Source organism: Aquimarina algiphila (genome assembly GCF_007489275.1).
Taxonomy (GTDB): domain Bacteria; phylum Bacteroidota; class Bacteroidia; order Flavobacteriales; family Flavobacteriaceae; genus Aquimarina; species Aquimarina algiphila.
In genome coordinates, this window is the sequence record NZ_VLNR01000068.1 from 1 (window position 1) to 25,564 (window position 25,564).

Sequence of the window (25,564 nt, forward strand, 5' to 3'; positions counted from 1 at the left end):
TCCTTTTAAAACCTTGAGTATTTTATCGTAATTTGCTTGAAAGTTGTGCATATGAATTATAGTGTCGTAACTACAATTTACTGCCTTTTAGCAGTTTGCGCAACTTTTTCTAAATGCACAACGGGTTTTATTAATATTGTCATAATAAAAGACTTTTCTCATCCTATTTATTTATGTTTTCTCAAAATCAATGTAGTATAGTTCAATAGCAATAAATATGTAACACACCTTTTACAAATAATTATAAATCCTTGTAAAAGGATGTATGTTATAATTTATTAATTATGGTAAATTATAACATATGCTGGTTAAGTTAATTACATATAAAAATAGCTCACCAACTAAAACAATCAAATCAAAAAATAAAAATTTAGATAGTAAGTCAATAGATAATGTAAATCAAATAAAATTTTCAATTTTAATGACCTTTTAAAATAAGAATAGCAAGTTAATTGGAACACTTATTTCGAATAATTTTCAACCACATAGTCGCCCCAGTCAGCAATAGATTGAATTAACGGAATTAAAGTGTTACCAAAATCTGTTAAAGAATATTCTACTCTTAAAGGAGGTTTTGAAGTGTAAACCTTTCTTTTAATAATTCCATCTTCTTCCAAAGTCTTTAACTGTAAACTTAAAGTTCGTTCGGTTACTGTTGGCATTTTCTTTCTTAACTCATTGTAACGCAACGTTTTTCCCATTAAGTAGAATAAGATTACTGTTTTCCACTTTCCTCCAATAATTCCCATTGTTAGGCTTGCACAACAAGGGTATTGTCTTCCATTAAATTTATGCATAACTCATATAAAATTAAACTATCCTTTTTGACCGTTATTGCAAAACTATAATACTATACTTAATTTTGCAACTATAATTAGTATAGTTAAATTAAAATATAGAATATGAGCTTTCTAGAATCAATGCAGCAACGCTACACAACCAAAAAATATAACGCAACAAAAAAAATTGAAAGTCAAAAAATTCAGGAATTAAAAGAGATTTTACATTTAAGTCCTTCTTCAATAAACAGTCAACCTTGGAAATTTACTTTTGTTTCAGATAATGACAAAAAACAAAAACTTTCAAAAGTTTCGTGGTTAAACACAAACAAGGTTCTTGATAGTGATACTGTTGTGGTATTTAGTCGTATTAACAATATAGATGTATTCGAAAAACAAATTGATCAAGAACTACCAAAAGGTGCAGTTGACTATTATAAAGAATTTATAAAGCCCCAATCTGAGGAACAAATAAAAGCCTGGTTTGATCGACAAGTTTATTTAGCTTTGGGTGTTTTATTGAGTGCTTGTGCTGAAATGGGAATTGATGCAACACCAATGGAGGGAATTGAACCAAAAAACTATGACAAAATCTTAAATCAGACAGACTACTCCACCCTTATGGCTGTCGCAATTGGCTATAGAGACAAAGAAGATTTTAATCAACCAAGCAAAAATCCAAAATCAAGAAGAGACATCAATAAAGTTATTACAACAGTATAAAATAGAAAGAATGGAAAATCAAAAGTTAACAATCGTAGCTAGAATTTTAGCAAAAGATAAAAAGAGAGAATTAGTCAAAAATGAACTAATAAAGCTTATCGACATCACAAGAAAAGAAAAAGGATGTATTAATTATGACCTGCATCAGGACAACCAAAATAAAAACTTATTTCTGTTTTATGAAAATTGGGAAAGCAGAGAACTATGGCAAACGCATATGAATAACACCCATTTGGCTGAGTATATAAAAGCAACTGATGGTGCTGTCGAAGAATTTATTCTCAATGAAATGTCCCATATCGGATAATAACCACACACAGACAACATATAAAAATAGCAGAAAAGAACTACATTTTAAAATGTAGTTCTTTTCTGCTATCACAGTTTTAAATCAAGTCCATCAAATCTTTTTGGTTTACAACAATCTCTTATTATAAAGTGCTTTAGTACACTCCTTCTTATCCATTTAAATCAAAAAGTGCAATTTTTAGTCCTTTTTTTGTACTTAAAAAGCTTTAATTCTACTTCATCTTTGTAGTGTATTAATCACTAAAATTTAGAATTATGAAATTTGTAACCAAAAGAATACATGCTTTTTTAGATTATCCAGTAGCAATTGCATTAATTATACTTCCATTTTTACTAGGCCTAGGTGCATCTAACCCATTTGCATTTTGGCTTTCTATTGCCACTGGAATAGCAGCACTAATTTTAACAATATTAACAGATCATCATTTAGGAATAGTACGAGTTATTTCATACAAAGCTCATTTAATCGTAGATTTTCTGGTGGCTATAGTTTTTATACTAGCACCATTTATTTTTTCTTTTAAAGGAATAGATGCGTACTATTATTGGATTAATGGTATTGCTGTATTAAGCGTTGTGAGTTTACATAAACCAGAACTAGCTGTTTAGTATTGACTCACAATATATATAGACAATAGCGATTTGAATTGTAATTCAAATCGCTATATTTTTATTTTGTAAATTACTTTTCGAATATAGAGGTTACATTATTCTAATTTTATGGTAAAACTTGAAGAAGTAATAGATATCCCAAAATTTTCAAATCAGTTAGAAAATAAGGTGTTATATTCTAATCACTCTGATGATATTTCTATATCTTATGATTCTACATATACATTAAAATATGTCATAGAAGGTGTAAAACATTATAGCTTTAATAATCAAAATATTGAGGTATCAAAAAATCAATATTTAATTTTAAATAACAATAGTAGAATTACTACAAACGCAAAAAGAGGAACAAAAGGATTGTCATTCTTCTTGTCACCTAAACTCATCAATGAAGTATATAGTTATCATACCAATACTAAACCTCAACCTGAATTTCTAGAAGTAATTCAAAAACAAACCAATAATAATGTAAGTCTGCTATTGGAAAAAATAACTCATCTTTATGAGAAAGACTCTATTACTTTCAAAAATCAAATAGATCATTTGTTTATTCGACTTTCTGAAACAATTATTCAGGAACAAATCAATATTGATCATAAATTTTCGGCATTAAAAATAATTAAACACAATACAAAAAAAGAGCTCTTTCAAAGGGTATCTTTGGCTAAAGAATATTTAAATGATAATGTAAGTAATACTGTTTCACTAGAAAAAATCAGTAGCAATATTGGAATTAGTAAATATTATTTACATCGATTGTTTACAGAAATTAACGGAATTACCCCTTTAGAATATCTCACTTCTATCCGTTTAGAAAAAGCCAAGAATAGATTACGTTATTCTAAATGTTCTATTTTTGAAATTGCTATTGAGTGCGGCTTTGATAACATTTCCTATTTTTCTAATACATTTAAAAAGCATATAGGTTCTTCTCCAACTCAGTATCGAAATAATGTATAGAAATCTGCAAGATTCTATAAATACATTATCAATCGCATAGGTACTTTTGTTTTCTTAATTAAAATAAAGATTTATGCCTATTAGATTAGCACATATCACTGATTTACATTTGGATGAAGAGTTACCTTCAAAAAATGGTATATCAACAAGAAAACGACTCGATGACATTGTAAAGGATATAAAAAATGAAAAAATCACAGAAGTAATTTGTACGGGTGATATTGGTGAAAATGAAGGAGTATCTTATTTCTTCGAACAACTTAAAACGATCTCTTTATCGATTACTCTTGGCAATCATGATTCATTTACCGAAATTTCTAAATATTATGGTAAAGGAGCGCATTACGATTCTCTAAAATTATATAGTAGTGTGGAGAAAGAAGAATATAAATTCATATACTTAGATTCTTCTGAAGGTATAATTGATAGCCAACAACTATTTTGGCTTGAAAAAGAACTTGTTTCGCCAAAGCTCATTATCATTTTCATGCATCACCCTGTAATCGGTTTGAATTTAGAAGTTGATAATATAGGAAAGCTTAAAAATAGAGACGCCGTACTGTCCATATTAGAAAGTTATCCTAATAAGATTACTATTTTTTGTGGCCATTATCATATGGAAAGTAAAGTTGTTTACAAAAACATCACTCAGAACATAACTCCCGCTGTTTCCTTTCAAGTTGAGAAAAACCCAAATACCATAGAAATAAACACATCTATTTTTGGTTACAGAATTATTGAGTTAGAAAAAAATCATCAATCTTCAACAATTAAACTTTTAAGCGATGCAAACTAAAAAACAGTCGCTTATAGAAAGCTTAGTTAATGTTACTGTTGGTTTTTTTATTACTATGATTTCACTACATATTATATTTCCAATACTGGGAATAGAAAATGATTCTGGAAAAAATGTAATCTTAACAATATACTTAACCTTTTTAAGCATACTAAGAAATTATTTTCTTAGGCGATATTTTAATCAGAAGTAAATACATGATTAGGATTCAAAAATTGGTTTCAATTACTAATAAAAGATATAACAGGATTATGTAAATAATTTGTTAGCTAGCTAACAAACTTTCAAGTTTTATAATATTAGATTTGAAATACCAACTTAAATCCTCTTATTACATGAAAAATCTAATTAAACTTTCCGTTTTCTTGACAAGCGATATTTATGCCTATTTCAACTTTAATTGAAATAGGTATTTTAATATTCTACATTTTTTCCATTTTATCTGACTAGTCACGAAGTGATATAGATTTGTATCTATTTTAACTTATATCCGGTATACCTATACCCATAAGTCAGATCAATATCTTGGTAGAATATTGTTAATTATATTCTGATTCTTTTCTAAATCTAGAGAAACCTTCTGCTACAGCATATTTTTAAACAAAATATGATAATCAAAAGCGCTAGTCTCTACAAACTCTATTTGAAATACTAGGAAGATTAATGCATCGTCCTACATATTACCATACATCATACAATATGTAAATCATTTTTAATTTTTTAATAATCTTTAAAATAAAATGTCATGACTCTAAAACCGTCCTTTTTAATTGTTAGTATTCTATTTCTATCTTTAAGTGTTTACAATGTCCGAGGGCAAAACACTATCGGTGGTCACTTTGGTTTTGTTCAGCCCATAGTAACCATTCAGGATGGAGATACCACTGATGGATTTGATCCGTATACTATTGGATTTCCAATAGGTGTTACGATTCGCAAAAGTGAAAAATTTGCTTTTGATGTAGAACTCGTTCCTTTTATAAGTTCTATTGAAGATTCTGATGGAGATAATACTAGTGCTGTAAATGAGCTTCTAATACATCCTGGTTTATTATGGGGCATTGGTAATAAACTTACGTTTGGAAATCGGATCGCTTATGAAACTAAAAGTGGAAGATATGGAATTACACCACTTTTAAACAGAGGGTTTTCCTTAGGAAAAACTAATGTATTTGCAGAACTCGTATTGCCCATAAGAGTTGGTAATGACCAAGAAATATCATTTACTGCCGCGTTACATTTTGGTATTGGTTTTTAAACTTGTATTCTTTATAAAAGTCTGTTTGACGATATAATTTTTTTAGATGCTTTATGTGTTAAATCATAGATATTATCTATCTAACTATAATTTTATAAATAATATCAACTTTTATCTGCAAAAAAATACATTTAACTTTATGAACCGACAATAAAACCACATATTAACTAAAAATTACACAAATGAAAAACAAACTCTTAATAACATTAGCTTTTGCTATGATTCTTTTAACCGGCTGCCATCAAAGTGAAGTAAAAGGTGATGGAGAAAAAAAAGGAAAATGTCCTTTTGGTTTCACTTCTGAAGGACCATCTGGAGGGCTTAATGTAAGCAACGATGGCAAAACCAATAGAGATTGGTGGCCAAACCAACTTGATCTAAGTGTACTTCGACAACATTCATCGCAATCAGATCCTATGGGGCAGGGTTTTAATTATTCAGAACAATTTAATAGCTTGGATTATGATGCACTAAAAAAAGATTTAACCGAATTAATGACAGATTCTCAGGATTGGTGGCCAGCAGATTATGGACATTATGGGGGCTTATTTATTCGTATGGCATGGCATAGTGCTGGTACATATAGAACTGGTGATGGCCGTGGTGGTTCACGAGAAGGGCAACAACGCTTTGCTCCTTTAAATAGTTGGCCTGATAATGGCAATCTGGATAAGGCAAGAAGGCTTCTTTGGCCTATTAAACAAAAATATGGAAGTAAAATCTCTTGGGCAGATTTAATGATACTCACTGGTAATGTTGCTTTTGAATCTATGGGTTTTAAGACCATTGGTTTTGCCGGAGGACGAGAAGATGTATGGGAACCTGCAAGTAATGTGTATTGGGGACCCGAAGGTAAAATGTTGGATGATGAACGTTATACTGGTGATCGAGAACTAGAAAAACCTTTAGCAGCGGTACAAATGGGACTTATATATGTTAATCCAGAAGGGCCTAATGGTAATCCAGATCCTGTTGCCGCAGCAATAGATATAAGAGAAACATTCGGACGAATGGGAATGAACGATGAAGAAACAGTAGCCCTTATAGCCGGAGGACATACATTAGGTAAAACACATGGTGCTGCAAGTGGTTCACATTTGGGGGCTTCACCAGAAGCTGCCACTATTGAAGAACAAGGACTAGGTTGGAAAAGTGATCATGGAACCGGAAAAGGTAAAGATGCTATTACTTCTGGTTTAGAAGTTATTTGGACCGCTACACCTACCAGATGGAATAATACTTTCTTTGCCAATTTATTTAATTTTGAATGGGAACTAACTAAAAGTCCGGGTGGAGCTCATCAATGGCAAGCAAAAGATGCTGACGAAATATTCCCAGACGCTTTTGATGACAAAAAGAAACATAAACCAACGATGCTAACAACAGATCTTTCGTTACGATTTGATCCTGCATATGAAAAAATTTCAAGAAAATTTCTTGAAAACCCCGAAGAATTTAATGCTGCATTTGCTCGGGCATGGTTTAAATTAACCCATAGAGATATGGGACCTCGAACTACATACCTTGGTCCAGAAACTCCTAAAGAAGAATTTATCTGGCAAGATCCAATTCCATCAGTTGACCACGAATTAATAAATGCAAAAGATATTGCCGCATTAAAATCGAGTATTCTTAATGCAGATGTTACAATTAGTGAACTAGTATCAACAGCATGGGCCTCTGCCTCTACTTATCGTAATTCTGATCGAAGAGGTGGTGCCAATGGTTCTCGTATCCGACTAGAACCTCAAAGAACCTGGGAGGTTAATAATCCAAAACAATTGAATAAGGTTTTAGCAACTTTAGAAAAAATCCAAAGTGATTTTAATACAACAGGAAAAAAAGTATCTATCGCTGACCTGATTGTTTTAGGAGGTTCTGCAGCCATAGAAGAAGCAGCAAAAAAAGCTGGTTATTCTATTGAGGTTCCTTTTACTCCTGGAAGAATGGATGCCTTACAAGAGAAAACTGATATAAATTCAATTGCATTACTCGAACCGATGGCAGATGGATTTAGAAACTATTTAAAAACAAAATACACTTTGACTACAGAAGAATTGCTTGTTGACAAAGCGCAATTATTAACATTAACTGTTCCAGAAATGACAGTTCTCGTCGGAGGTATGCGTGTTTTAAATACCAATCATGATAACTCCAGACATGGTGTTTTTACTAAAAGCCCAGGAACATTAACCAATGATTTCTTTGTTAATCTTTTGGACATGAGTACAGAATGGAAAGCCGTTTCTGAAGCAAAAGAAAAATATGAAGGAAGAGATAGAGCAACTAATGAACTAAAATGGACAGCTACACGAGCAGATCTTATTTTTGGTTCTAATTCTGAATTAAGAGCATTGGCCGAAGTCTATGCTAGTAACGATGCAAAAGAGAAATTTGTAAAAGACTTCGTTAATGCATGGAGTAAAGTAATGAAACTTGATCGATTTGATCTATAGCCATTTATAGAATAAAATGTATATAATCAACCCGCTTAGTTTTAAGATCTAAGCGGGTTTCTTTTAGATGTTTCAATCTTTTGTTCAAAATGTTATAAAGTAACAAACTCTTTGCTTATGCGTCGTAATAAAAACGAACATTATCATGGGAGATATTAAAGAAAAGGTCTGGAGTCAAATTTTTATAATTTACACGAGGTTATTAATTGGTGGAGCATTTGTCTTTGCAAGCATCGTAAAGATTAAAGGAAATCGTTTCACTGCTGAAAGTGGAGAATTGAACCCCATTAATAGCGCTTGGCATTTCTTTGAAACTATGTATCAATCAGGTTTATATTGGAAGTTCATCGGAATTGCTCAATTAATAGCTGGTTTTTTACTAATGACTCAAAAATACTCTAAACTTGGAGCCTTATTTAATCTCCCTATTATTTTGAATATATTCATTATAACCCTATCATATTATTTTGCATATACCCCGGTAATAACTGGATTAATGCTATTAGCCAATTTATTACTTATTATTTGGGAATGGGACGAAATCAAAATTTTATTTAATTTAACTCCGACCTTAGACAAAAGAATGCGACTGGAAAAAGATTACATTTGGCAAGTTATTGGACTGATACTATTCTCTTTTATATTTGCTTTTGGATTATTCTTTCATGAGCATAACTTTGGTTTTTGGATTATAGCATGCTTTTTAATCGCTATACTTGGTTTAATATTAGGAATACTTCGAGAAAAGAAACGAAAAAATTATATATAACAAAGTTTATAATGAGTTCGATAATAGTTCTCCATTCTATAGTTAATAATATACCGAGTTTATATTTCAACTAAGAAATAATCATAATTAAAATGTCTAAAAAAACCACAATTAGCGAATCTCTACATCGAACTGAGTTATTCAATCGCGGGGATTTTTTTCTTCAGTATGGTAAACCTTGCATAGAAATAGGAATGCTCATCAAAGGAATTATGAGAGGGTTTGTATATGATAATGACGGTAATGAAATTACGACTCACTTTTATCAGGAGAACGATATGATTATTGGTAGTTATATCCCGAAAACAAATGTCGTAATGTCCATAGAAGCACTAGAAGAATGTAAGATTTCTATAGCCGATTATTCTGAAGTTATGTCATGGGTTAATAAAGACAAAGAAATCACGAAAATAGTAACTAACGAATTCCAAAAACTCAATAAACAATTACAGTCAAGATTGGTATCATTATTAAATCTGAATTCTGTTGAGAAATATGAGTTATTCTTAAAAGAATATCCAAATTTAATTAATCGAATACCTCATTATTATATTGCAAATTATCTGGGTATTACACCAACACAATTAAGTAGAGCACGAAAACAATTTATCAACAAATGTAAATGAGAAAAAAATAAGAAATCCATTTCTTTACATTAAAATATATAATGTAATATACTATGGAAAAACATTTTGAACTCACAGACAAAGCTTTTGAAAACTCATTTACTGACTGTACTCTTGATCCAGAAATCTTCAGTCACGAAGCTCATTTAAGACTAGCATGGATACATATTAAAAACTATGGAATTGAACAAGCAGAAGAAAATATTCAAAAACAATTACAAAATTTTATAACTTTTGTTGACGCAAAAGATAAATACAACAAAACCCTAACTATTGCAGCAACCAAAGTTGTAAATCATTTCATACGACAATCAAATTCTAATAATTTTAAAGATTTCATACTTGAGTTTCCACAATTAAAAACGCGCTTTAAACAACTTATTGAAAGTCATTATAATTTTGATATTTTTAATTCAAAGTATGCGAAGAAAGAGTTTTTAACCCCTGACTTACTTCCATTTGATTAAAACAAAAAAATAACATTCATAATAAAAGATATAATTAAGCTTCTCTAGATTTCTTCATCAAATCAAACTAGTTATCTTTGAAAGAATACTTAGCAAGTATAAATAATGGGGTTGACTTCACTGATACTTAACGTTATAATTACTTATGGCACCTGCCAGGCTTTTTTCATTGCATTTATTCTATTAAAGTCAGACAATAAAACTCTGTTTAAAAATTTATTTGCATCCCTTTTAATAATTGAAGGCATTACGCTTTTTGAAAGACTTTTAGTAGAAACTCAATTAATTCTTTCTATTCCCCATCTATTGGGTATAAGTTATCCTATTAGTTTTTTAAAACCTCCTTTGATGTTATTTATGACACTTGCAATAACAATTAAAGGTTTTAAGCTATCAAAAAAAATGTATCTGCATTTTATTCCTTTTGGTTTAATATTACTTTCTAATCTTCCTTTCTATTTTTTAAACGGAATTGAAAAATTAGAAACCATAAAAGTCTTCATGGAAAAAGTCCCCTCATTTCAAAGTTTTGATTTTTACTTTAGCTTAAGTTTCTTCGTATATATAGGTGTATACATATATTCAAGTATCAAAAAATTAACTCACTTTAAACTACAGGTCACCAATAATGTTTTGGTAAACTGGTATCATATTGTTTTATCCATTTATTCAGTGTTTTTAGTATTACATCTTATGTATTTTATAATTCAACCCATAGGTAAATACAACTTTGCTTTGGTAAATCAAATGAGTATGCTTGTAATGACTTTTATTATTCAGGCCGTAGCTTACAAACTAATTGACAAATCGACTATATTTAGTAGTAAAACCCCTGATTTAAGTGATTTACAAAAAAGAAAAAAAGATGAAATCCTGATCGCTAATAAATTTGAAATCGACAAAATTTATTTGGATGACACTCTAAATCTTCAACGTTTTTCTGAATCAGTTGCACTTCCTTCTGCTTATGTTTCAGAAATTATTAATCAAAAATTCAACTATTCGTTTAAAAAATTGCTTAATCAATATAGATTAAATGAAGCCAAAAAAATTATGCAAAAAGCTAATGGAGAAAAAATAAAACTAATCGAAATTGCCTTTGAATGTGGTTTTAATAACAAGGTTTCATTTTATAGAACATTTAAAGAATTTGAAGGCATCTCTCCTTCAGAATATCTTGAAAAGATAAAACGTAACTAAAACTGTAAAAAAATAAGGTTACAAAACGATTCTGTAACCAAAATGTAATTTTATCTCTTTAACTATGCCTCAAGAGATTAAACGACTATAATTATGAAATATAAAGGTTCAGTAGCAATACATCAAGAAAGAGAGGTGGTTGTCGCTCTTTTTATGAATGAAGAGTACAACAAAGAATACCAAGATGGGTTTATAAAAAAAGAGTTAATTAATGGTGTTTCTGGTCAAAAAGGAGCAAAATCAAAAATGTATTATAAATATGGTAAACAAGATATGGTAATCACTGAAACGATCACTAAAAATGATTTACCTCAATCTTTAGAAGCTTTTTATCATCACAAACATATGGACAATACCATGAAATATACCTTTACAGAAGTTAATTCTAAAACAACACAATACGATTATGAATGTGAATATATCAGGATTAATTGGTTTTTGCCAAAAATAATAGCCCTCTTTTTTCCGGGTATATACAGAAAACAAGTAGAAAAATGGATGAGTCAATTTAAAGAATTTGCTGAAAAACAATAAACTATGTGGGAAAAAAAGTTAAAAACATACGATCAACTTGTTGCAAAATGTAACCGATTTGAAAGAAAAGGAAAAACAATGCCATACACTTCTGCAAATGGACATATGTTTTCGCTTTTTAATAAGGCTGGAGAAATAGGGTTTAGGTTTTCAAAAGAAGTTCAGGAAAAATATATCAAGGAATTTGATACTACTATTTATAAATCTTACAATGCAGTTATGCGAGGTTATGTACTCATCCCAGAGAATATGCTAAGTGATTTAGACAAATTATCAGAATATTTAAATGAAAGCTATGATTATGTCATGAGTTTACCTGCAAAATAGTAGTTATAGCATACTATATATAAAAGCTTTTTATTAAAAAAAATATAAATTTTACATGAATAGCAAACAAAAGCAATGATTATATTTGAATATTCGCTAATTTACCGCGTCAGGTGTTTTATACCCAATGTGAGATCCAATTAAAAAACAGAATAGTTTTTATGAACAAAACATTTATTTTATTAGCAATTTCTATTGTTTTTTGCTGTTGTAGGTCTAGTGGACAAACAACAAATATTTTTGAATCTGAAATACTAAAAATCAAACAAGTTGGTAATAATGTTTTTATGCATATTTCTTATCTAGAGACAAATGATTTTGGAAAAGTTGCGTGTAACGGAATGGTATATTTTAATGAAGATGAAGCTATTGTTTTTGATACTCCCACAAATGATCAGACCTCAAAAGAGCTTATACATTGGATTGAAAAAGAACGAAAAAAGAAAGTTAAAGCTGTTGTAGTTACTCATTTTCACACAGACTGTTTGGGAGGATTACAGCAATTCCATGATAACGAAGCAAAATCATACGCTAATAATACCACGATTAAATTGGTAAAACAAAATAATCTAAAAGTAGTACCAGAATATGGTTTTAAAAATAAAATGAAAATTAAAATAGGTGCTCAAAACGTTCATGTTAAGTTCTTTGGTGAGGGACATACCATAGATAACATTGTCGGATATCTCCCCAATGAAAAAGTATTGTTTGGAGGATGTTTAGTTAAATCAGCCAAAGCAGGCAAAGGTAATCTTGAAGATGCTAATACTAATGAATGGTCTAAAACTGTTGAAAAGATAAAAAAGCAAATCCCTGATTTAAAAATTATAATTCCTGGGCATGGTAAACCGGGAGGAACAGAACTTTTGGATTATACAATTCAATTATTTAAGAAGGCTTAACAATCTAGCCTAACTTATCATAATACTAGAAAAGCATATTTACTCCTAATCATTAAACCAGAATTACTACTGCTTAAAATAGGTTGTTTTGTATTCTAGTCCTAATTCTTTTTTTATAAGCAAGACCTCTGGTTTATCTTTTCTTAAACCAACTTGCCAGTTATTGAAAATCTCCCAAGCATCATTTACAAAAATTGGATCACCATATTGATTAGTTAAAGCCTTGCGAATTCTATCTTCCTCCCCTTTTCCTGTTAAAATCCATACCACATTAAGCTTGTTATCTCCAAAACGCGCTTCTACTTTTCTTGGAAACCCTAAATAATCAACTCCAAAACAGTTTATTTGCAGTTGTGCATTAGGGTCAGAGCCATCTAATTCTTCTATATTTATAAATTTACTATTGGCTTCTAATACTGGTTTTAATTCATTCAAAGTCTTTCCTGTCTTAAGAAATGGTGGTATTTTACTTGAATCATTGGATTCAATTTCAGTTGTCGATGGAAAATTGAGATATGGATTTTCCCAAGTAAATAAATTGGTATGCATAGCTTCTTTGGTAATTATCCAGGCTATATCTTTTTTCTTGTTTAAGAATAGTTTATCCTTAACATAAACATCATAATCTATATACGTTCTGGCAGTGTCATTACGTGTCTCTGTAAATGTATTAAAAACATTTCCTTTGGCTTCAATATAACTAAGTTTGTTATCGGCAAAAGTAAATACCGCTTTTTCAATTATCCCATGCTTTGTTTTTATTTTTGAACAAACCAAATGTTCTTCTTTGGTTTTGGCTAAAGGAAAACTTGGATTATCAATCGAAATTACATTCGTAGTTTCAGAGATATCTTTTAATTTTTGAGTTACGGTCTCCAATGATTCATTCAATTGAGTATCATTGAATATCATTTCTGCTTGTGCACAAAGTACCATGGGAAGTGCAAAAAATAGAGAGATTATAAATTTTTGCTTTAATTTCATAATTATTATAATTAAATCATCTTTTATATAGATAAAAATTCAGAGCCCATGTTACAGTATTTTAAAGTAAAAAATAATTTAAATAGTTTTCATATCATCAACTGTCAAAAAAAGAAAGAAATTAACATCCATATAATATTATAGAAGGTTTAGTAAAAAACAAAAGGTCTTTACTTTTTTGTAAAAGCCTTAAATTTTTATAAGTTTAAGAAAAAACCAAAACATACAAGGTTTAAAATAAATATAGTCTGGACAAATACCTAAGAAGCTTCATGAAATATAGATATATATCAATAATTGTATTGTCCGTTTTCACACTTTTCTTTAGTGGAAAAAAACATCAAAAAAATTCAGCTATGGATATCCCCAGAGGCCTGCAATCTTCTATTTCAGAATTTACAAATCTAGAACAAAAACTTATTTTAAAAGTTGCTAAAAAACTAGAAAACAATGGGTTTCCCATAAATCAATTGACGAGAATTCATCTCAAAAAAAGAATTGATAATACTACAGATTATTATTCTGATAATGAAATTACTTTTTTTGTTAATCCAGGAATTTACAAAAAAGATAAATTTAATTGGGGAATTGAGAACATCGGTATCGGTTGGGAGGATCCTTCTTTGATAAGAACACCAGATGGAGGTATTGAATTTGAAGTTGGTCGCAAAATAAAACCCGAAGACCTTATCATGAACCTTTATCGCTTACAAGATTCTTATGATTATGGCACTCTATTAAAAGATCATAATGTTATCCTGAAAAAAATAAATAAAACCATCGTAAGCAGCACACTAGAAGAAATCAAATATTTCACTGCAAACGGGGTAGCAGAATTAATTAAAAATTATCTTATTGTATTGACCCAGGAGCAAGAAAACATATATGAAATGACAATAAGAAGAATGGACAATGAATTTATTGATGTTAAACATTTTAATACACTTTTTGAGCAGTATCGTTTAAAAATAAATTTAAATACATCAAGGATCGAAATATTAGATAGATTTGATCCCACTTTTTTCCCTACTCCTGTTGCTCATCCTCCTACGCCTATTATTAAAAACAAGAATTAAAGATTAAATTTTACACATCAAAGATTAATTACAATACATTAAATAAAAACGTGAAAAAAATTATAGTATCCATATTTGTATTCTTTATATTATATAACATTAGCGCACAAAAGAGTATGAAAAAGATATCATTAAAACATGGGCAAAGTGGTATTATTGAATATAATGAGCTAAAGATAACCACCAACTTAAATATATATGATAAAAGTTCTGCGGCTCACTTAATTGGAGATATATCTTTAGAAGTCCAAAACAATGGCGAATCCATTGCCTCTTTTTATATTAATAATGATCCATCAGAAAGCTCTTATTATACTAAAGCATATAAAAAATACTTCTTAACATTTTTGATTGAAAACAGCAATTATTATTTAAGTATTGAGCCAATACGATTAGGAAAAACGTTTGCATTATTAAATACAGGAAGTATAATGGTGGGTGATAAAAGTGACTTAGAAATAGAACTAATCGATTGCTATCATGAATGGGGATATGATGGACCTCCCGAAGATAAAGACCGTAAGTACTTTGATACTGCAAATTACACGCTAAAAGTGATAACAAAAGATACCATAAAAAGCTTTAACTTTTATGATAGTATAATCAAAAATAAATATACTATTGCTTTAGAAAATTATACTATTGATATTCTTTCTGATCGATATACACACACCTCTTGCTTACTAGAAATGATTATTAATAAAAAATAGATATTAGATATTAATCATTCTGCTTTTACACTTTCATTTAGCAAAGAAAAAACTAATGAAGTTGTCAATGGTTTTCCATTAGCCTTTTCTCGTATAGTATCGAAAGCATATCTAAAATCACATCCATTTTTATACGCGCTACATCCGTACGCTGTTTTACCTTTTACAACAGTTCCCTCTTGACAAATGGGGCAAGACATGGTATTAGGATTTTGTTCTTGATGAGTGGTCTTAGCAACTTTCTTCTCTTCTAAGAGTAATTGAAATTGATCATCGAAACGAATAAGTCCTTCTTTATTCCCTTCAGAAGTTTTAAAACCTTTAAGGTTAACGGTACATCCTTTTTGGAGTAATCGTAAATACTGTTTTTCTGATATCTTTTTTCCCTCAAAAGAAAACGGAAGTACAAAATCACATCCATTTTTATAATCACTACATCCAAAAGCAGTTTTCCCTTTCAGAAGTTTCCCATGCTTACATTTTGGACATACTTGTTCATTAAGTTTTGCTTGTTGTTTTTTGTTTCCTGAGATGGGTTTCTTAGCCGATGTTGTATGGGAGATATTAGCTCGTACTTTTTCTGTACGAACTTCATATACCAAATGATCCACCATTTGTTTCATGTTTTTAATAAAGTTACCAGCATGAAAGTTCCCTTTTTCAATCTCTTTTAGTTGTTTTTCCCATTGTCCTGTAAGCTCTGCAGAAGTGAGGAGTTTATTCTGTATAGTATCAATAAGTTGTATTCCTGTTACTGTAGGAAGAATTTGTTTTTTATTTCGCTCAATATATTTGCGCTTAAATAGAGTTTCGATAATGTTTGCTCTTGTAGATGGTCTTCCAATACCATTTTCCTTCATTAGTTCACGCATTTCATCATCATCTACTTGTTTTCCGGCAGTCTCCATAGCTCTTAATAAAGTAGCTTCAGTATATTGATTAGGAGGTTTGGTTTCTTTTTCTAAAAAAGAAGGTTCATGTGGACCTTTTTCTCCTTTTACAAAAGAAGGAAGTATCCCCTTTTCTTTTTTTTCTTTAGTATTTGGGGTTTCAAAAACCAATCTCCAACCTTTTTCCAAAATCTCTTTTCCTGTAGTTTTAAAAGTTACGGTATCTGCTTTACCAATCACAGTTGTATTGGCTACAGAACAATCATCATAAAACACAGCTATAAATCGTTTGGTAATAATATCATACACCTGTTGTTGGTTATATTGTAAATTGATCTGAACTCCGGTAGGAATAATAGCATGGTGATCTGTAACCTTCTTATCATTAAAAACTTTAGTTGACTTTTTAATCTTTTCATTAAGGATTGGTTCGATCAACTTTTGATAATTCGTTAATTTTCCTAATATGCCAGGTACTTTAGGGTAAATATCATTAGGTAAAAAAGTGGTATCCACTCTAGGATAGGTAATTACCTTTTGCTCATATAACTTTTGTGCAATTTTTAATGTTTCATCTGCAGAAAAACCAAACTTAGTATTACAATAAACTTGCAGTCCAGTAAGATCAAAAAGTTTGGGAGCATATTCTTTGCCTTTTTTCTTAGTGATAGATACAATCTCAAAATCACTTTCTTTAACGACTTTAGCAAAGGTCTCTCCTTCTTCTTTTTTTAAAAACCTTCCTTCCTCACAATTAAACAAAGTATCTCTATAAACCGTTTGTAACTCCCAATAAGGTTTTGGTTTAAAACTCTGAATCTCTTTAAATCGATTTACCAGCATCGCAAGTGTAGGCGTTTGTACTCTACCAATAGATAATACTTGTTTATATCCACCATGCTTAACGGTATATAATCTTGTGGCATTCATACCTAATAACCAATCTCCAATTGCTCTCGAAAACCCTGCATAATACAGATTATCGTACTGCGTAGAGGGTTGTAGCTTTTCAAAACCTTCTTTAATCGCTTCTGTGGTTAATGATGAAATCCATAAACGTTGCACTTCTCCTTTATAATTTGCCTGGTCTATAACCCATCGTTGTATTAGCTCTCCTTCCTGACCGGCATCACCACAATTAATCACTACTGTAGCTTTATCAAACAATTTTTTTACAATACTAAATTGTTTTTTGATTCCAGAATTGTCAACCACTTTGGTTCTGAATTTATCGGGCAACATAGGAAGATTATTAAGATCCCAACTTTTCCAGTAAGGTTTATAATCATTAGGTTCAAATAATGTACAGAGATGACCAAAAGTATAGGTTACAGCATATCCATTACCTTCATAATATCCATCGCATTTTACATTTGCTCCTAGTACAGAAGCAATTTCACGGGCAACACTTGGTTTTTCGGCAATGCATACTTTCATAACTAAAAACAAAAATAGTCAAAATATAGATTGATTTTTAACAAAACAATTTGACAAAACTCTGAATTAACCAATACATTAGATTTACAATTAAAATTTAACCATGAGTGTAACAAAGACCGTAACTATTAATTTCTATACGATCCTAAAAGCCAAAGTATATAATTTTATAAATCGAAGTATTATTAAATATATAATAGCATCTATTTTAATTGCGATTGTAAATCCAAACCTTTTTGGATCAATGCTTAAAACGGCAATAGGAATCACGTTAATCATTATATTTATCTCACTAATAATCATAGTATTAAGTGCAAAAATTCAATCAAATCGTTTAATATTCAATGCTGTTATCGAATTTAACAATGAATCTATAGCAATACATCATGTTGGTAGTAAGCAAAAACCTGAATACAAGAACTGGGATTGGATAACTAGTATTACCGAGAAAAATAATGAAATTTGGTTAAAAACAAATGAAACAAGACTGCGCTATATCAACTTTAATAAAAAGAAATTGACAGTAGAAGAATTAGATTTCTTTAGAAAACAGATGAAAAAATATAACTAGTTAAGTACAAGGTTAAACTTGTTCTTACGACAACAATCAAACTAATGAAAAGAATACAACTTTTTGAATTTGAAGATTTTGATTGGTTCCCGAATACAATAAGAACCAGTATGACTAATCTTATAGTAGTTTTACACAAAATACTAGGAACTAGCGAGGTTATTACCAATCTAATTATAAATATAAAGAACAGACACGATTTTTCACAAATTGTTGATTTAGGCTCTGGATCAGGTGGTGCCATGTTGGAAGTAATAAAAAAAATAAATGACACTAATACATCAGAGTTGGTTCAACTAATTTTAACTGACTTACACCCCAATCCTGATTTTGTAAATCGAATTAACAATAGCCAATTAGCCAACATTATTTATGAACAGACATCTATTGATGCTACTAATTTAACCGAAACACCACCTGGATTAAAGACCATGATGAATAGTTTTCATCATATGCCACCCAATCAAGCAAAAAACATACTAAAATCTGCTCAAGATAATAACGAACCTATTCTTATATATGAAATGGGAGAAAATTTTGTTCCTACCCTTTTATGGTGGTTATTTTTACCCCTCTCGTTAGCTATACTTTTTATAATGTCACTTTTTATGACACCATTTGTAAAACCATTAACATGGCAACAAATTGTATTCACTTATATCATACCCATCATTCCTCTTTTTTATGCATGGGATGGTCAGGCATCAACAATGAGAACTTATACCTTTAGTGATGTAGAACATCTATTAAAAGACATAAAAAATGACACATACTTATGGGAAATTAAAAAAGCAAAAAAAGATAATGGGAAAAAATTAGGATACTATATTTTAGGACTTCCAAAATAAGCAAAGTAGTTACCCTTATTTTTTATAAGAACTTTTGATCGTTAACGATTTCTAATGTACTGATTTTTGACTGTTACGAAGCATGAATATTCCTAACCAAATAAACCATATGATCTGACTTAAGCCAAAAATTTCAGTAAATATATCTGCTGGATATATAGTTAGAATACCAGCTGAACCAACTATACATCCTAAAAAAACTAAAGGTTTTGAGAAACTTTTCCCTTTTAAAGCTGCAATACTAAGAAGCAATACCCAAACTCCGCCAACTATTTCGTTTCCTCCTCCCAAGCCTTCAGTAACTATTTCAACACTTTTCCAAATCAACATCGCCTGTTCTGGTTCTTTGGCACCAATTCGAATTACAGAGTCTAAGCCAATATTAGCTATCATTCCGCTTGCTATTACTAATCCAACCCAAATTAAACCAAATACAGAAGCTATTTTTGAAAGAACATGAGAAGTATTTTTTAAGCGTTCATGAATAGCAAGAACCAATACGGATAGTAAAACCCCAAATAACACATAAACTATTAAATTCAAAATCATTAAGATAGTTTGGTTATCAGATAGAAACTTAAGTTCTTGTATCGTATTCGCATCGCTTGGAGGATATACTAATACTGCTCCATAAATGATAAAGGCAATACCATAAATAATAGCTTCAAGTATTGCTGAAATTCCACCTAATTTTTGTACGTTTTTTAGTGCTGCCATAAAATCGCTGTTTTATTTGAAGACGGATCAAACCCAATTTTGTTACTAGATTTTCCTAATGTGTTATCATTGTACAAAACACTTTTATTTTCCCATGCTAATTTTGTTCCTTTGCATTTATGCCAGACCTACAACAAATTAAAAGTACATTAAAAGAATATTTTGGTTATGACACTTTCAGGCCATTACAACAAGAGATTATAGATGCTGTATTTAATCATCGGGATAATCTTGTTATTATCCCTACTGGTGGCGGAAAATCAATTTGTTATCAACTTCCTGCATTATTGCTACCTGGTGTAACTCTGGTCATTTCACCTTTAATCGCATTAATGAAAGATCAGGTAGATGGTTTATTGGCCAACGGTATACATGCTGCCTTTATTAATAGTAGTCAAACAGAAAGTGAGCAGCAAGACATATACCAGAAACTCCTGGATAAAGAAATAAAGTTACTCTATGTCGCTCCAGAAAGTTTAAGTTTTTTGGATACTATATTTTCTCAAATAGAACTAAGTTTAATTGCAATAGACGAAGCACATTGTATTTCGGCTTGGGGACATGATTTTAGACCTGCTTATACTCAACTTGGGTATCTCAAAACCAAATTTCCCAAAACCCCTGTGATTGCATTAACGGCAACCGCTGATAAAGCAACACGCCAGGATATTTGTGATCAACTTAACATCCCTAATGCCATACAGCATTTAGCTTCTTTTGATCGAAAAAATTTAAGCCTTGAGGTACGACCGGGGAACAAACGAATAGAACAGATCATTAATTTTCTTAAAGACAAGCCTAATGATTGTGGAATTATTTATTGCTTAAGTAGAAAAACTACAGAAGCTATTGCAGAAAAATTACAGCAACAAGGGTATACTGCAGAAGCATATCATGCAGGTATTGATCATCATAAGCGATCTAAAGTACAAGAGGGTTTTATTAATGATACAGTACAAATTGTATGTGCAACTATTGCATTTGGGATGGGTATCGATAAATCAAATGTTCGTTGGGTTATTCATTATAACTTGCCAAAAAACATTGAAGGGTATTATCAAGAAATCGGCCGTGCGGGACGAGATGGACTCCCCTCTTCTACACTACTGTTTCATAGTTATGCTGATGTTGTACAATTGCAAAAGTTTGCCAATATGTCTGGTAATCAAGAGGTCCAGCTAGCAAAACTTGATCGTATGAAGCAGTATGCTGATTCGCTGAGTTGCAGACGTAAAATTCTACTGAGTTATTTTGGAGAACTGATCGAAGAAGATTGTGGTAATTGTGATGTTTGTAAAAATCCACCAACTTTTATTGATGGAACAATCATTGCTCAAAAAGCATTATCAACGGTTACCCGAATCAAAGAACAAGAACCTATTGGAACTGTGATTGATATTTTAAGAGGTGCACAGAATGCAGCAGTATATGATAAGGGATATCAAAACCTTAAATCGTATGGTATTGGTAATGAAATATCATGGAGAGATTGGCAACAATATATTATACAATTAATTAATCAAGGGTATTTAGAAATTGCTTTTCATCAAAACAATAAACTAAAACTTACTTCACGTTCTAAGAAGGTATTATTTGAAGGCAAAAAAGTAAGTATAGCCCATTTACAAGAGTTTGAAAAAATAAAAGAAGTTGCTATAGAACAAATTGCTAAATCATCAACTCCTGATCTATTTGAAAAACTAAGATTACTGCGATTAGAGCTAGCAAAAGAAGCCGGTATTCCCGCCTATCAAATTTTTAGTGATGCCACATTAAAAGAAATGGAGAAATCCCGTCCGATGAGTGATGATGAATTCATGCAAATTAATGGTGTTGGAAGACAAAAAATGCAAAATTACGGGTATCAATTTATAAAAGCGATTATTGATTTTTCTCAAGAAAAAACGACAAAAAAGAAAAAGAAAAGTTCAAAAAAAGGAAATACACATAAGGAAACATTAACGCTTTATAAAGAAGGGTTATCAATAGAAGAAATAGCCATAAAAAGACAACTAGCCGCTTCCACAGTATTTTCTCATATTATGAAATTACATGAAGATGGTGAGGATATCGATCTAAAACAATTCGTAAGTGCTGCGGATCTATCGGCAGTTAAAAAAGCAAAAGAAGAACTCGACCAACCTGATACATTAAAACCATATTTTGAACATTTTGAACAAGCTCTTGATTATAATACAATCAAGATAGCCTTAACTGTTTTAAAAGATGAGAGTATAGATGTAAAGAATTAAAAGTTATTCTTTTAAAAGAGGTGTTACAGTATAGTATGGGCCGTCATCGCAACCATCGGCAGGATGTGTTACACCTGACTCTATAAGTAATAATTGATGCTTTTTACTTAACCAAACATTTTCTATACTTTGACTTACATCACAGCTTTCTTTACTATCATAATCTCCCGTACAGCAAAATCCATGAAGTTTTGACAAAGGTAAATTCACACTTTTACTTGTGAAAGATTGAGTTAGTAATTTGGCTTTTACAAATAATTCATTATTATCCTTTTGTTGAATTTGTTGATGTTTTTTCACTTCAAATAACTTAAAATAGCTCGTTTCTTTTAATAAATCTTGTACCTCTTTAATGATAGTAGCTTTTTTCTCTGAAGAAAACTCTATTTGATCAGTTTCATTGGGATATAAAATAATTTCTTTATTAATTTCTCCAGTAGTAACACTACGTTGTTGTAAAATACTTCCGGTATCCACACAACAAGAATACTCGTTGTAAATAATTAGATAATATGATCCATCTTCTGAGATCGCAGGAAAATTCTGCCATGACAAATCGGTATCGTTATATACAATAGAAGGAGTATCTAACTCCTGAGCTAATAATCGATAACTAATCAAAAGTAAAGCAACAATCAAAAATTTATTTTTCATACTATTAAAAACTATCACAAATATCATTCAATAACAACTGGTACAGAACACGGTAAACAGTGAAATCACTTCTATTGTTTCAAAATTTCATCTACTATCGTTTTAGAATCATTAAAAATCGTACCTAAAATTCCGCCAAGCTTATAATTATCAAAACCTACAAAAAACAACCCTTGATGAGCCCCAACTGCAATAGGACTTTTTGGCACTCCTTCAACATCCAAAAGCTCATCTGTATCTTCTATAAAATCTTCTATTTTTGCTCTATACCCAGTAGCTAGAAGTATAACATCAGCCTCAATATCAATTCCACTCTTTAGTTGAATACCATTTTTATTAAAATGATCTATATCTCCAACTACTTTAATTTTACCTTCTTTAATTCTTTTAACCGTTCCCAAATCAATCACTGGAGTTTTTCCTGTCTTTTTTAAATGATCTATCGGATCTTCTTTAGAAATAGAAATTCCATATTTTGATAAATCTCCAATAACAATATTCCGAACCTGCTTACCAATCCATCTGCCTAATCCAAAAGGTAACTTTTCTAGTTTCTTTGCTGTGGTCTGTACGGGGCGACCATTAATATCTCTTGGAACAATAAGTAATGGACTTCTCACCGATAGTGTTACATCTATATGAGCTTCGCTAAGATCTAATGCCAATTCTGCACCAGTATTTCCCATCCCGACAATGATTACTTTCTGTCCCAAAAATGGTTTACCATTTTTATATACTCTGCTATGAATTATTTTTCCTTTAAAATCATCCTGACCTTTCCATTTTGGAGCATAAGGAACTCGATTTACTCCAGTAGCAACAATTACATTTTTAGCCATAAACGATATATCAGTATTGGTGTCAACTATCCAATGATTTCCTTTTTTTTGTATTGTTTCTACTTTGGTATTATACTGAGGTTCTATTTTAAAATGCTCTGCATACTTCTCATAATATTCTGCTAACAAGGATTTGGGGATATATCTTGGATATTCTTCAGGAAATTTTAGATACGGTAAATAAGATAATTCTTTTACTGTATGTAGCAGTAATCGATCATAATGATTATGCCAACTCCATGCTATTTTATTGGATTGTTCTATAATTTCAAACGGAATATTATTTTTTCGTAGTCTCCCTGCTACTGCTAACCCTGCTGGTCCTGCACCTATAACTAAATTTTCAAGTTCTTGAATTTTCATAATAATAAAGGTGAAATAGTAACTTGATATTTCTCATATTCAGAACTATAGTCAAATCCTTTGTGCAATTGGGGTATCGATACACTTGATGGATAAAAGGTAATAGGTTCTATGCATACCATATTGCTAACTTCACTCCAAAGCATCATATGCCGAAAACCCTTTGTTTTAAGATTAACTATAAGGCTATCATTATTTTCCAGTACTAACTCTTTACATTCTTCGAGAAGGAAAGCAGATGAGCCGACCTCAAGAACCTCGTCCAAAGAAACAAGTGTATTTCCAGTTCTTAAAATCGGATTTTTGCTATAAATTTTAAATGCAGGATGAAAACCTAACATAAATGGCATCCCATCTTCTGATTTTATTTCGAAATAAATGGTTAGACTTCCATTTGTTAAATCAAAGATTTTTGTAAACTGAAAATCATATGGCCAATGCATATATTGCTGTGTTGATTTTTCAGGAAATTTAGGATTCTTAACTTCTGTATTTGCCTTGTATGTTTTATAAAAAGAAGCTTTACTCCTTTCTTCTTGCATTGGAAGATATTCCATTCCTCTCAAAATCCCATGTTGATCTAGCTTTGCTTCTCCTTTTGCTGTTTGAACAGAAAAATCATTTGCTGCAGTTGCTCCAATAATAGGAAACATTTCAATTTCTGTACTTCCCCATCCAGGATCTCCTTTCTGATGCATTACCTCTACACCCATTAGTTGATAACTTATCAATTCACCTTTATAAATGGTAACAACAGAATGGTTGTCATCGCTACGTAATTTTATAGTATCAGCCATAAAAAGTTGATTAGATAATTTTGAATATTATGATGCATGCTTTTTAAAATACTTCTTATCACTTTCAGAAATTAAAGGATCATCAAGTGCCTTTTGTAATAGGTTTTTGTGTAATGTATCATCATAATGAAATAGCAAGGTATTTAATTCTGAAATTGAAATCCCTTCACTATTTTCTGTATCCAATACAAATTCATCATTCACCTTAACTTCTCCAGGGACTAACACTCTTACATATACTCCAGAAAGTAAAGAATCAACAAACTGTTTAATAATTGCTTGATTCCCAAACCTAATTCCTAATTTGTAACAAGGTTGTCTCGGTCTTGATATTTGTACAGTGGCCTCTCCCAAGGCATAAATAGAACCTATCTTGATCTTTTTTTCATCAAAACCTGAAACTGTTAGATTCTCTCCAAACATCCCATAATTCCAATCCAAATCGGGATATTTTTCTTTCCAATATGAATAGTTGTCTGTAGCATATATATAACATGCTTTATCTACACCTCCGTGATATCTTCGATCGATCACATGATCATTTTTCACGTCTTCTTTATCCAGATATATTGGTAGGTTAACAGGATGTTTATAGATTCCTGTTTTAACTTCTTTCCCTCTCCAAGACACTATTTGTGGTTCACCAATATTTGTAGATATTACCTTCATGCTTATATATTATTTTAAAAAGATTATAAAACTACTATT

At 30.7% G+C, this 25,564-nt stretch carries 28 protein-coding genes; 20 read left to right on the forward strand and 8 right to left on the reverse strand.

Annotated features, from left to right (window positions below):
• Positions 1 to 461: 461 nt before the first annotated feature.
• Positions 462 to 797 (reverse strand): winged helix-turn-helix transcriptional regulator, encoded by a 336-nt coding sequence (locus FOF46_RS24325; protein WP_143918258.1) that lies wholly within the window; start codon positions 795 to 797, stop codon positions 462 to 464.
• A gap of 105 nt (positions 798 to 902) precedes the next feature.
• Between FOF46_RS24325 and FOF46_RS24330 the strand changes: the two genes are divergently transcribed.
• The 15 genes from FOF46_RS24330 to bla all read left to right on the forward strand — a co-directional run bounded on the left by FOF46_RS24330 (position 903) and on the right by bla (position 12,718).
• Complete coding sequence (locus FOF46_RS24330) at positions 903 to 1,502, forward strand: nitroreductase family protein (RefSeq protein ID WP_167571937.1); 600 nt, start codon at positions 903 to 905, stop codon at positions 1,500 to 1,502.
• Between the two features lie 10 nt (positions 1,503 to 1,512).
• A complete protein-coding gene (locus FOF46_RS24335) occupies positions 1,513 to 1,809 on the forward strand; it encodes a putative quinol monooxygenase (RefSeq protein WP_109437638.1) in 297 nt (98 codons plus the stop codon).
• Positions 1,810 to 2,066: 257 nt separating this feature from the next.
• Positions 2,067 to 2,420, forward strand: a complete 354-nt coding sequence (locus FOF46_RS24340; RefSeq protein WP_109437639.1) for an SPW repeat domain-containing protein — start codon at positions 2,067 to 2,069, stop codon at positions 2,418 to 2,420.
• A 111-nt stretch (positions 2,421 to 2,531) separates the two neighbouring features.
• Positions 2,532 to 3,383, forward strand: a complete 852-nt coding sequence (locus FOF46_RS24345) for a helix-turn-helix transcriptional regulator (protein WP_143918259.1) — start codon at positions 2,532 to 2,534, stop codon at positions 3,381 to 3,383.
• 73 nt (positions 3,384 to 3,456) lie between these two features.
• Complete coding sequence (locus tag FOF46_RS24350; protein ID WP_143918260.1) at positions 3,457 to 4,179, forward strand: metallophosphoesterase family protein; 723 nt, start codon at positions 3,457 to 3,459, stop codon at positions 4,177 to 4,179.
• Positions 4,169 to 4,372: a DUF7220 family protein gene (locus FOF46_RS33130; RefSeq protein WP_109437642.1), complete on the forward strand. Its 204-nt coding sequence runs from the start codon at positions 4,169 to 4,171 to the stop codon at positions 4,370 to 4,372. Before FOF46_RS24350 ends, FOF46_RS33130 begins: the two co-directional genes overlap by 11 nt.
• 552 nt (positions 4,373 to 4,924) lie before the next feature.
• A complete protein-coding gene (locus FOF46_RS24355; RefSeq protein ID WP_109437643.1) occupies positions 4,925 to 5,437 on the forward strand; it encodes a hypothetical protein in 513 nt (170 codons plus the stop codon).
• Between the two features lie 182 nt (positions 5,438 to 5,619).
• Positions 5,620 to 7,893 carry a catalase/peroxidase HPI gene (gene katG, locus FOF46_RS24360; RefSeq protein WP_143918261.1) on the forward strand — a complete coding sequence of 758 codons (2,274 nt, stop codon included), beginning with the start codon at positions 5,620 to 5,622 and terminating at the stop codon, positions 7,891 to 7,893.
• Positions 7,894 to 8,038: 145 nt separating this feature from the next.
• A complete protein-coding gene (locus FOF46_RS24365) occupies positions 8,039 to 8,662 on the forward strand; it encodes a hypothetical protein (protein ID WP_244299740.1) in 624 nt (207 codons plus the stop codon).
• A gap of 92 nt (positions 8,663 to 8,754) precedes the next feature.
• The gene (locus FOF46_RS24370; RefSeq protein WP_143918262.1) at positions 8,755 to 9,288 is read left to right on the forward strand and encodes a Crp/Fnr family transcriptional regulator; all 534 of its coding nucleotides are present in this window, start codon (positions 8,755 to 8,757) and stop codon (positions 9,286 to 9,288) included.
• Between the two features lie 53 nt (positions 9,289 to 9,341).
• Positions 9,342 to 9,755, forward strand: coding sequence for a hypothetical protein (locus FOF46_RS24375; protein ID WP_143918263.1), 414 nt, complete (start codon positions 9,342 to 9,344; stop codon positions 9,753 to 9,755).
• Between the two features lie 348 nt (positions 9,756 to 10,103).
• Entirely contained in the window at positions 10,104 to 10,955 is an 852-nt protein-coding gene (locus FOF46_RS24380) for an AraC family transcriptional regulator (RefSeq protein ID WP_167571938.1), read from the forward strand.
• 93 nt (positions 10,956 to 11,048) lie between these two features.
• Positions 11,049 to 11,489, forward strand: coding sequence for an SRPBCC family protein (locus FOF46_RS24385; protein WP_143918265.1), 441 nt, complete (start codon positions 11,049 to 11,051; stop codon positions 11,487 to 11,489).
• A 3-nt stretch (positions 11,490 to 11,492) separates the two neighbouring features.
• The gene (locus FOF46_RS24390) at positions 11,493 to 11,816 is read left to right on the forward strand and encodes a hypothetical protein (protein ID WP_143918266.1); all 324 of its coding nucleotides are present in this window, start codon (positions 11,493 to 11,495) and stop codon (positions 11,814 to 11,816) included.
• 161 nt (positions 11,817 to 11,977) lie between these two features.
• Positions 11,978 to 12,718, forward strand: coding sequence for a subclass B1 metallo-beta-lactamase (gene bla / locus FOF46_RS24395; RefSeq protein WP_143918267.1), 741 nt, complete (start codon positions 11,978 to 11,980; stop codon positions 12,716 to 12,718).
• A gap of 66 nt (positions 12,719 to 12,784) precedes the next feature.
• Here bla and FOF46_RS24400 read toward each other — a convergent pair whose 3' ends face one another.
• Positions 12,785 to 13,702, reverse strand: a complete 918-nt coding sequence (locus FOF46_RS24400; protein WP_143918268.1) for a hypothetical protein — start codon at positions 13,700 to 13,702, stop codon at positions 12,785 to 12,787.
• Positions 13,703 to 14,058: 356 nt separating this feature from the next.
• Between FOF46_RS24400 and FOF46_RS24405 the strand changes: the two genes are divergently transcribed.
• Positions 14,059 to 14,778, forward strand: a complete 720-nt coding sequence (locus FOF46_RS24405; RefSeq protein ID WP_143918269.1) for a hypothetical protein — start codon at positions 14,059 to 14,061, stop codon at positions 14,776 to 14,778.
• Between the two features lie 116 nt (positions 14,779 to 14,894).
• Complete coding sequence (locus tag FOF46_RS24410) at positions 14,895 to 15,488, forward strand: hypothetical protein (protein WP_143918270.1); 594 nt, start codon at positions 14,895 to 14,897, stop codon at positions 15,486 to 15,488.
• Positions 15,489 to 15,502: 14 nt separating this feature from the next.
• Here FOF46_RS24410 and FOF46_RS24415 read toward each other — a convergent pair whose 3' ends face one another.
• Positions 15,503 to 17,815: a type IA DNA topoisomerase gene (locus FOF46_RS24415; RefSeq protein ID WP_143918271.1), complete on the reverse strand. Its 2,313-nt coding sequence runs from the start codon at positions 17,813 to 17,815 to the stop codon at positions 15,503 to 15,505.
• 103 nt (positions 17,816 to 17,918) lie between these two features.
• Here FOF46_RS24415 and FOF46_RS24420 point away from each other — a divergent pair, with 103 nt between their 5' ends.
• Complete coding sequence (locus FOF46_RS24420) at positions 17,919 to 18,386, forward strand: hypothetical protein (RefSeq protein ID WP_109437656.1); 468 nt, start codon at positions 17,919 to 17,921, stop codon at positions 18,384 to 18,386.
• Positions 18,387 to 18,430: 44 nt separating this feature from the next.
• Positions 18,431 to 19,234, forward strand: a complete 804-nt coding sequence (locus FOF46_RS24425; RefSeq protein WP_143918272.1) for a hypothetical protein — start codon at positions 18,431 to 18,433, stop codon at positions 19,232 to 19,234.
• Between the two features lie 51 nt (positions 19,235 to 19,285).
• On the opposite strand, the gene FOF46_RS24430 is transcribed toward FOF46_RS24425, so the two are convergent.
• Positions 19,286 to 19,951 carry a DUF4386 family protein gene (locus FOF46_RS24430; RefSeq protein ID WP_109437658.1) on the reverse strand — a complete coding sequence of 222 codons (666 nt, stop codon included), beginning with the start codon at positions 19,949 to 19,951 and terminating at the stop codon, positions 19,286 to 19,288.
• Positions 19,952 to 20,070: 119 nt separating this feature from the next.
• On the opposite strand from FOF46_RS24430, the gene recQ reads away from it, so the two are divergent.
• Positions 20,071 to 22,203 (forward strand): DNA helicase RecQ, encoded by a 2,133-nt coding sequence (recQ, locus tag FOF46_RS24435; RefSeq protein WP_143918273.1) that lies wholly within the window; start codon positions 20,071 to 20,073, stop codon positions 22,201 to 22,203.
• A 3-nt stretch (positions 22,204 to 22,206) separates the two neighbouring features.
• On the opposite strand, the gene FOF46_RS24440 is transcribed toward recQ, so the two are convergent.
• From FOF46_RS24440 to FOF46_RS24455, 4 genes are all read right to left on the reverse strand, one after another.
• Complete coding sequence (locus tag FOF46_RS24440) at positions 22,207 to 22,857, reverse strand: hypothetical protein (protein WP_143918274.1); 651 nt, start codon at positions 22,855 to 22,857, stop codon at positions 22,207 to 22,209.
• A gap of 71 nt (positions 22,858 to 22,928) precedes the next feature.
• Entirely contained in the window at positions 22,929 to 24,059 is a 1,131-nt protein-coding gene (locus tag FOF46_RS24445) for a flavin-containing monooxygenase (protein WP_143918275.1), read from the reverse strand.
• Entirely contained in the window at positions 24,056 to 24,856 is an 801-nt protein-coding gene (locus FOF46_RS24450) for an aldose epimerase family protein (RefSeq protein WP_143918276.1), read from the reverse strand. Before FOF46_RS24450 ends, FOF46_RS24445 begins: the two co-directional genes overlap by 4 nt.
• Positions 24,857 to 24,883: 27 nt before the next feature.
• Positions 24,884 to 25,525, reverse strand: coding sequence for an MOSC domain-containing protein (locus FOF46_RS24455; protein ID WP_143918277.1), 642 nt, complete (start codon positions 25,523 to 25,525; stop codon positions 24,884 to 24,886).
• Positions 25,526 to 25,564 lie beyond the last annotated feature (39 nt).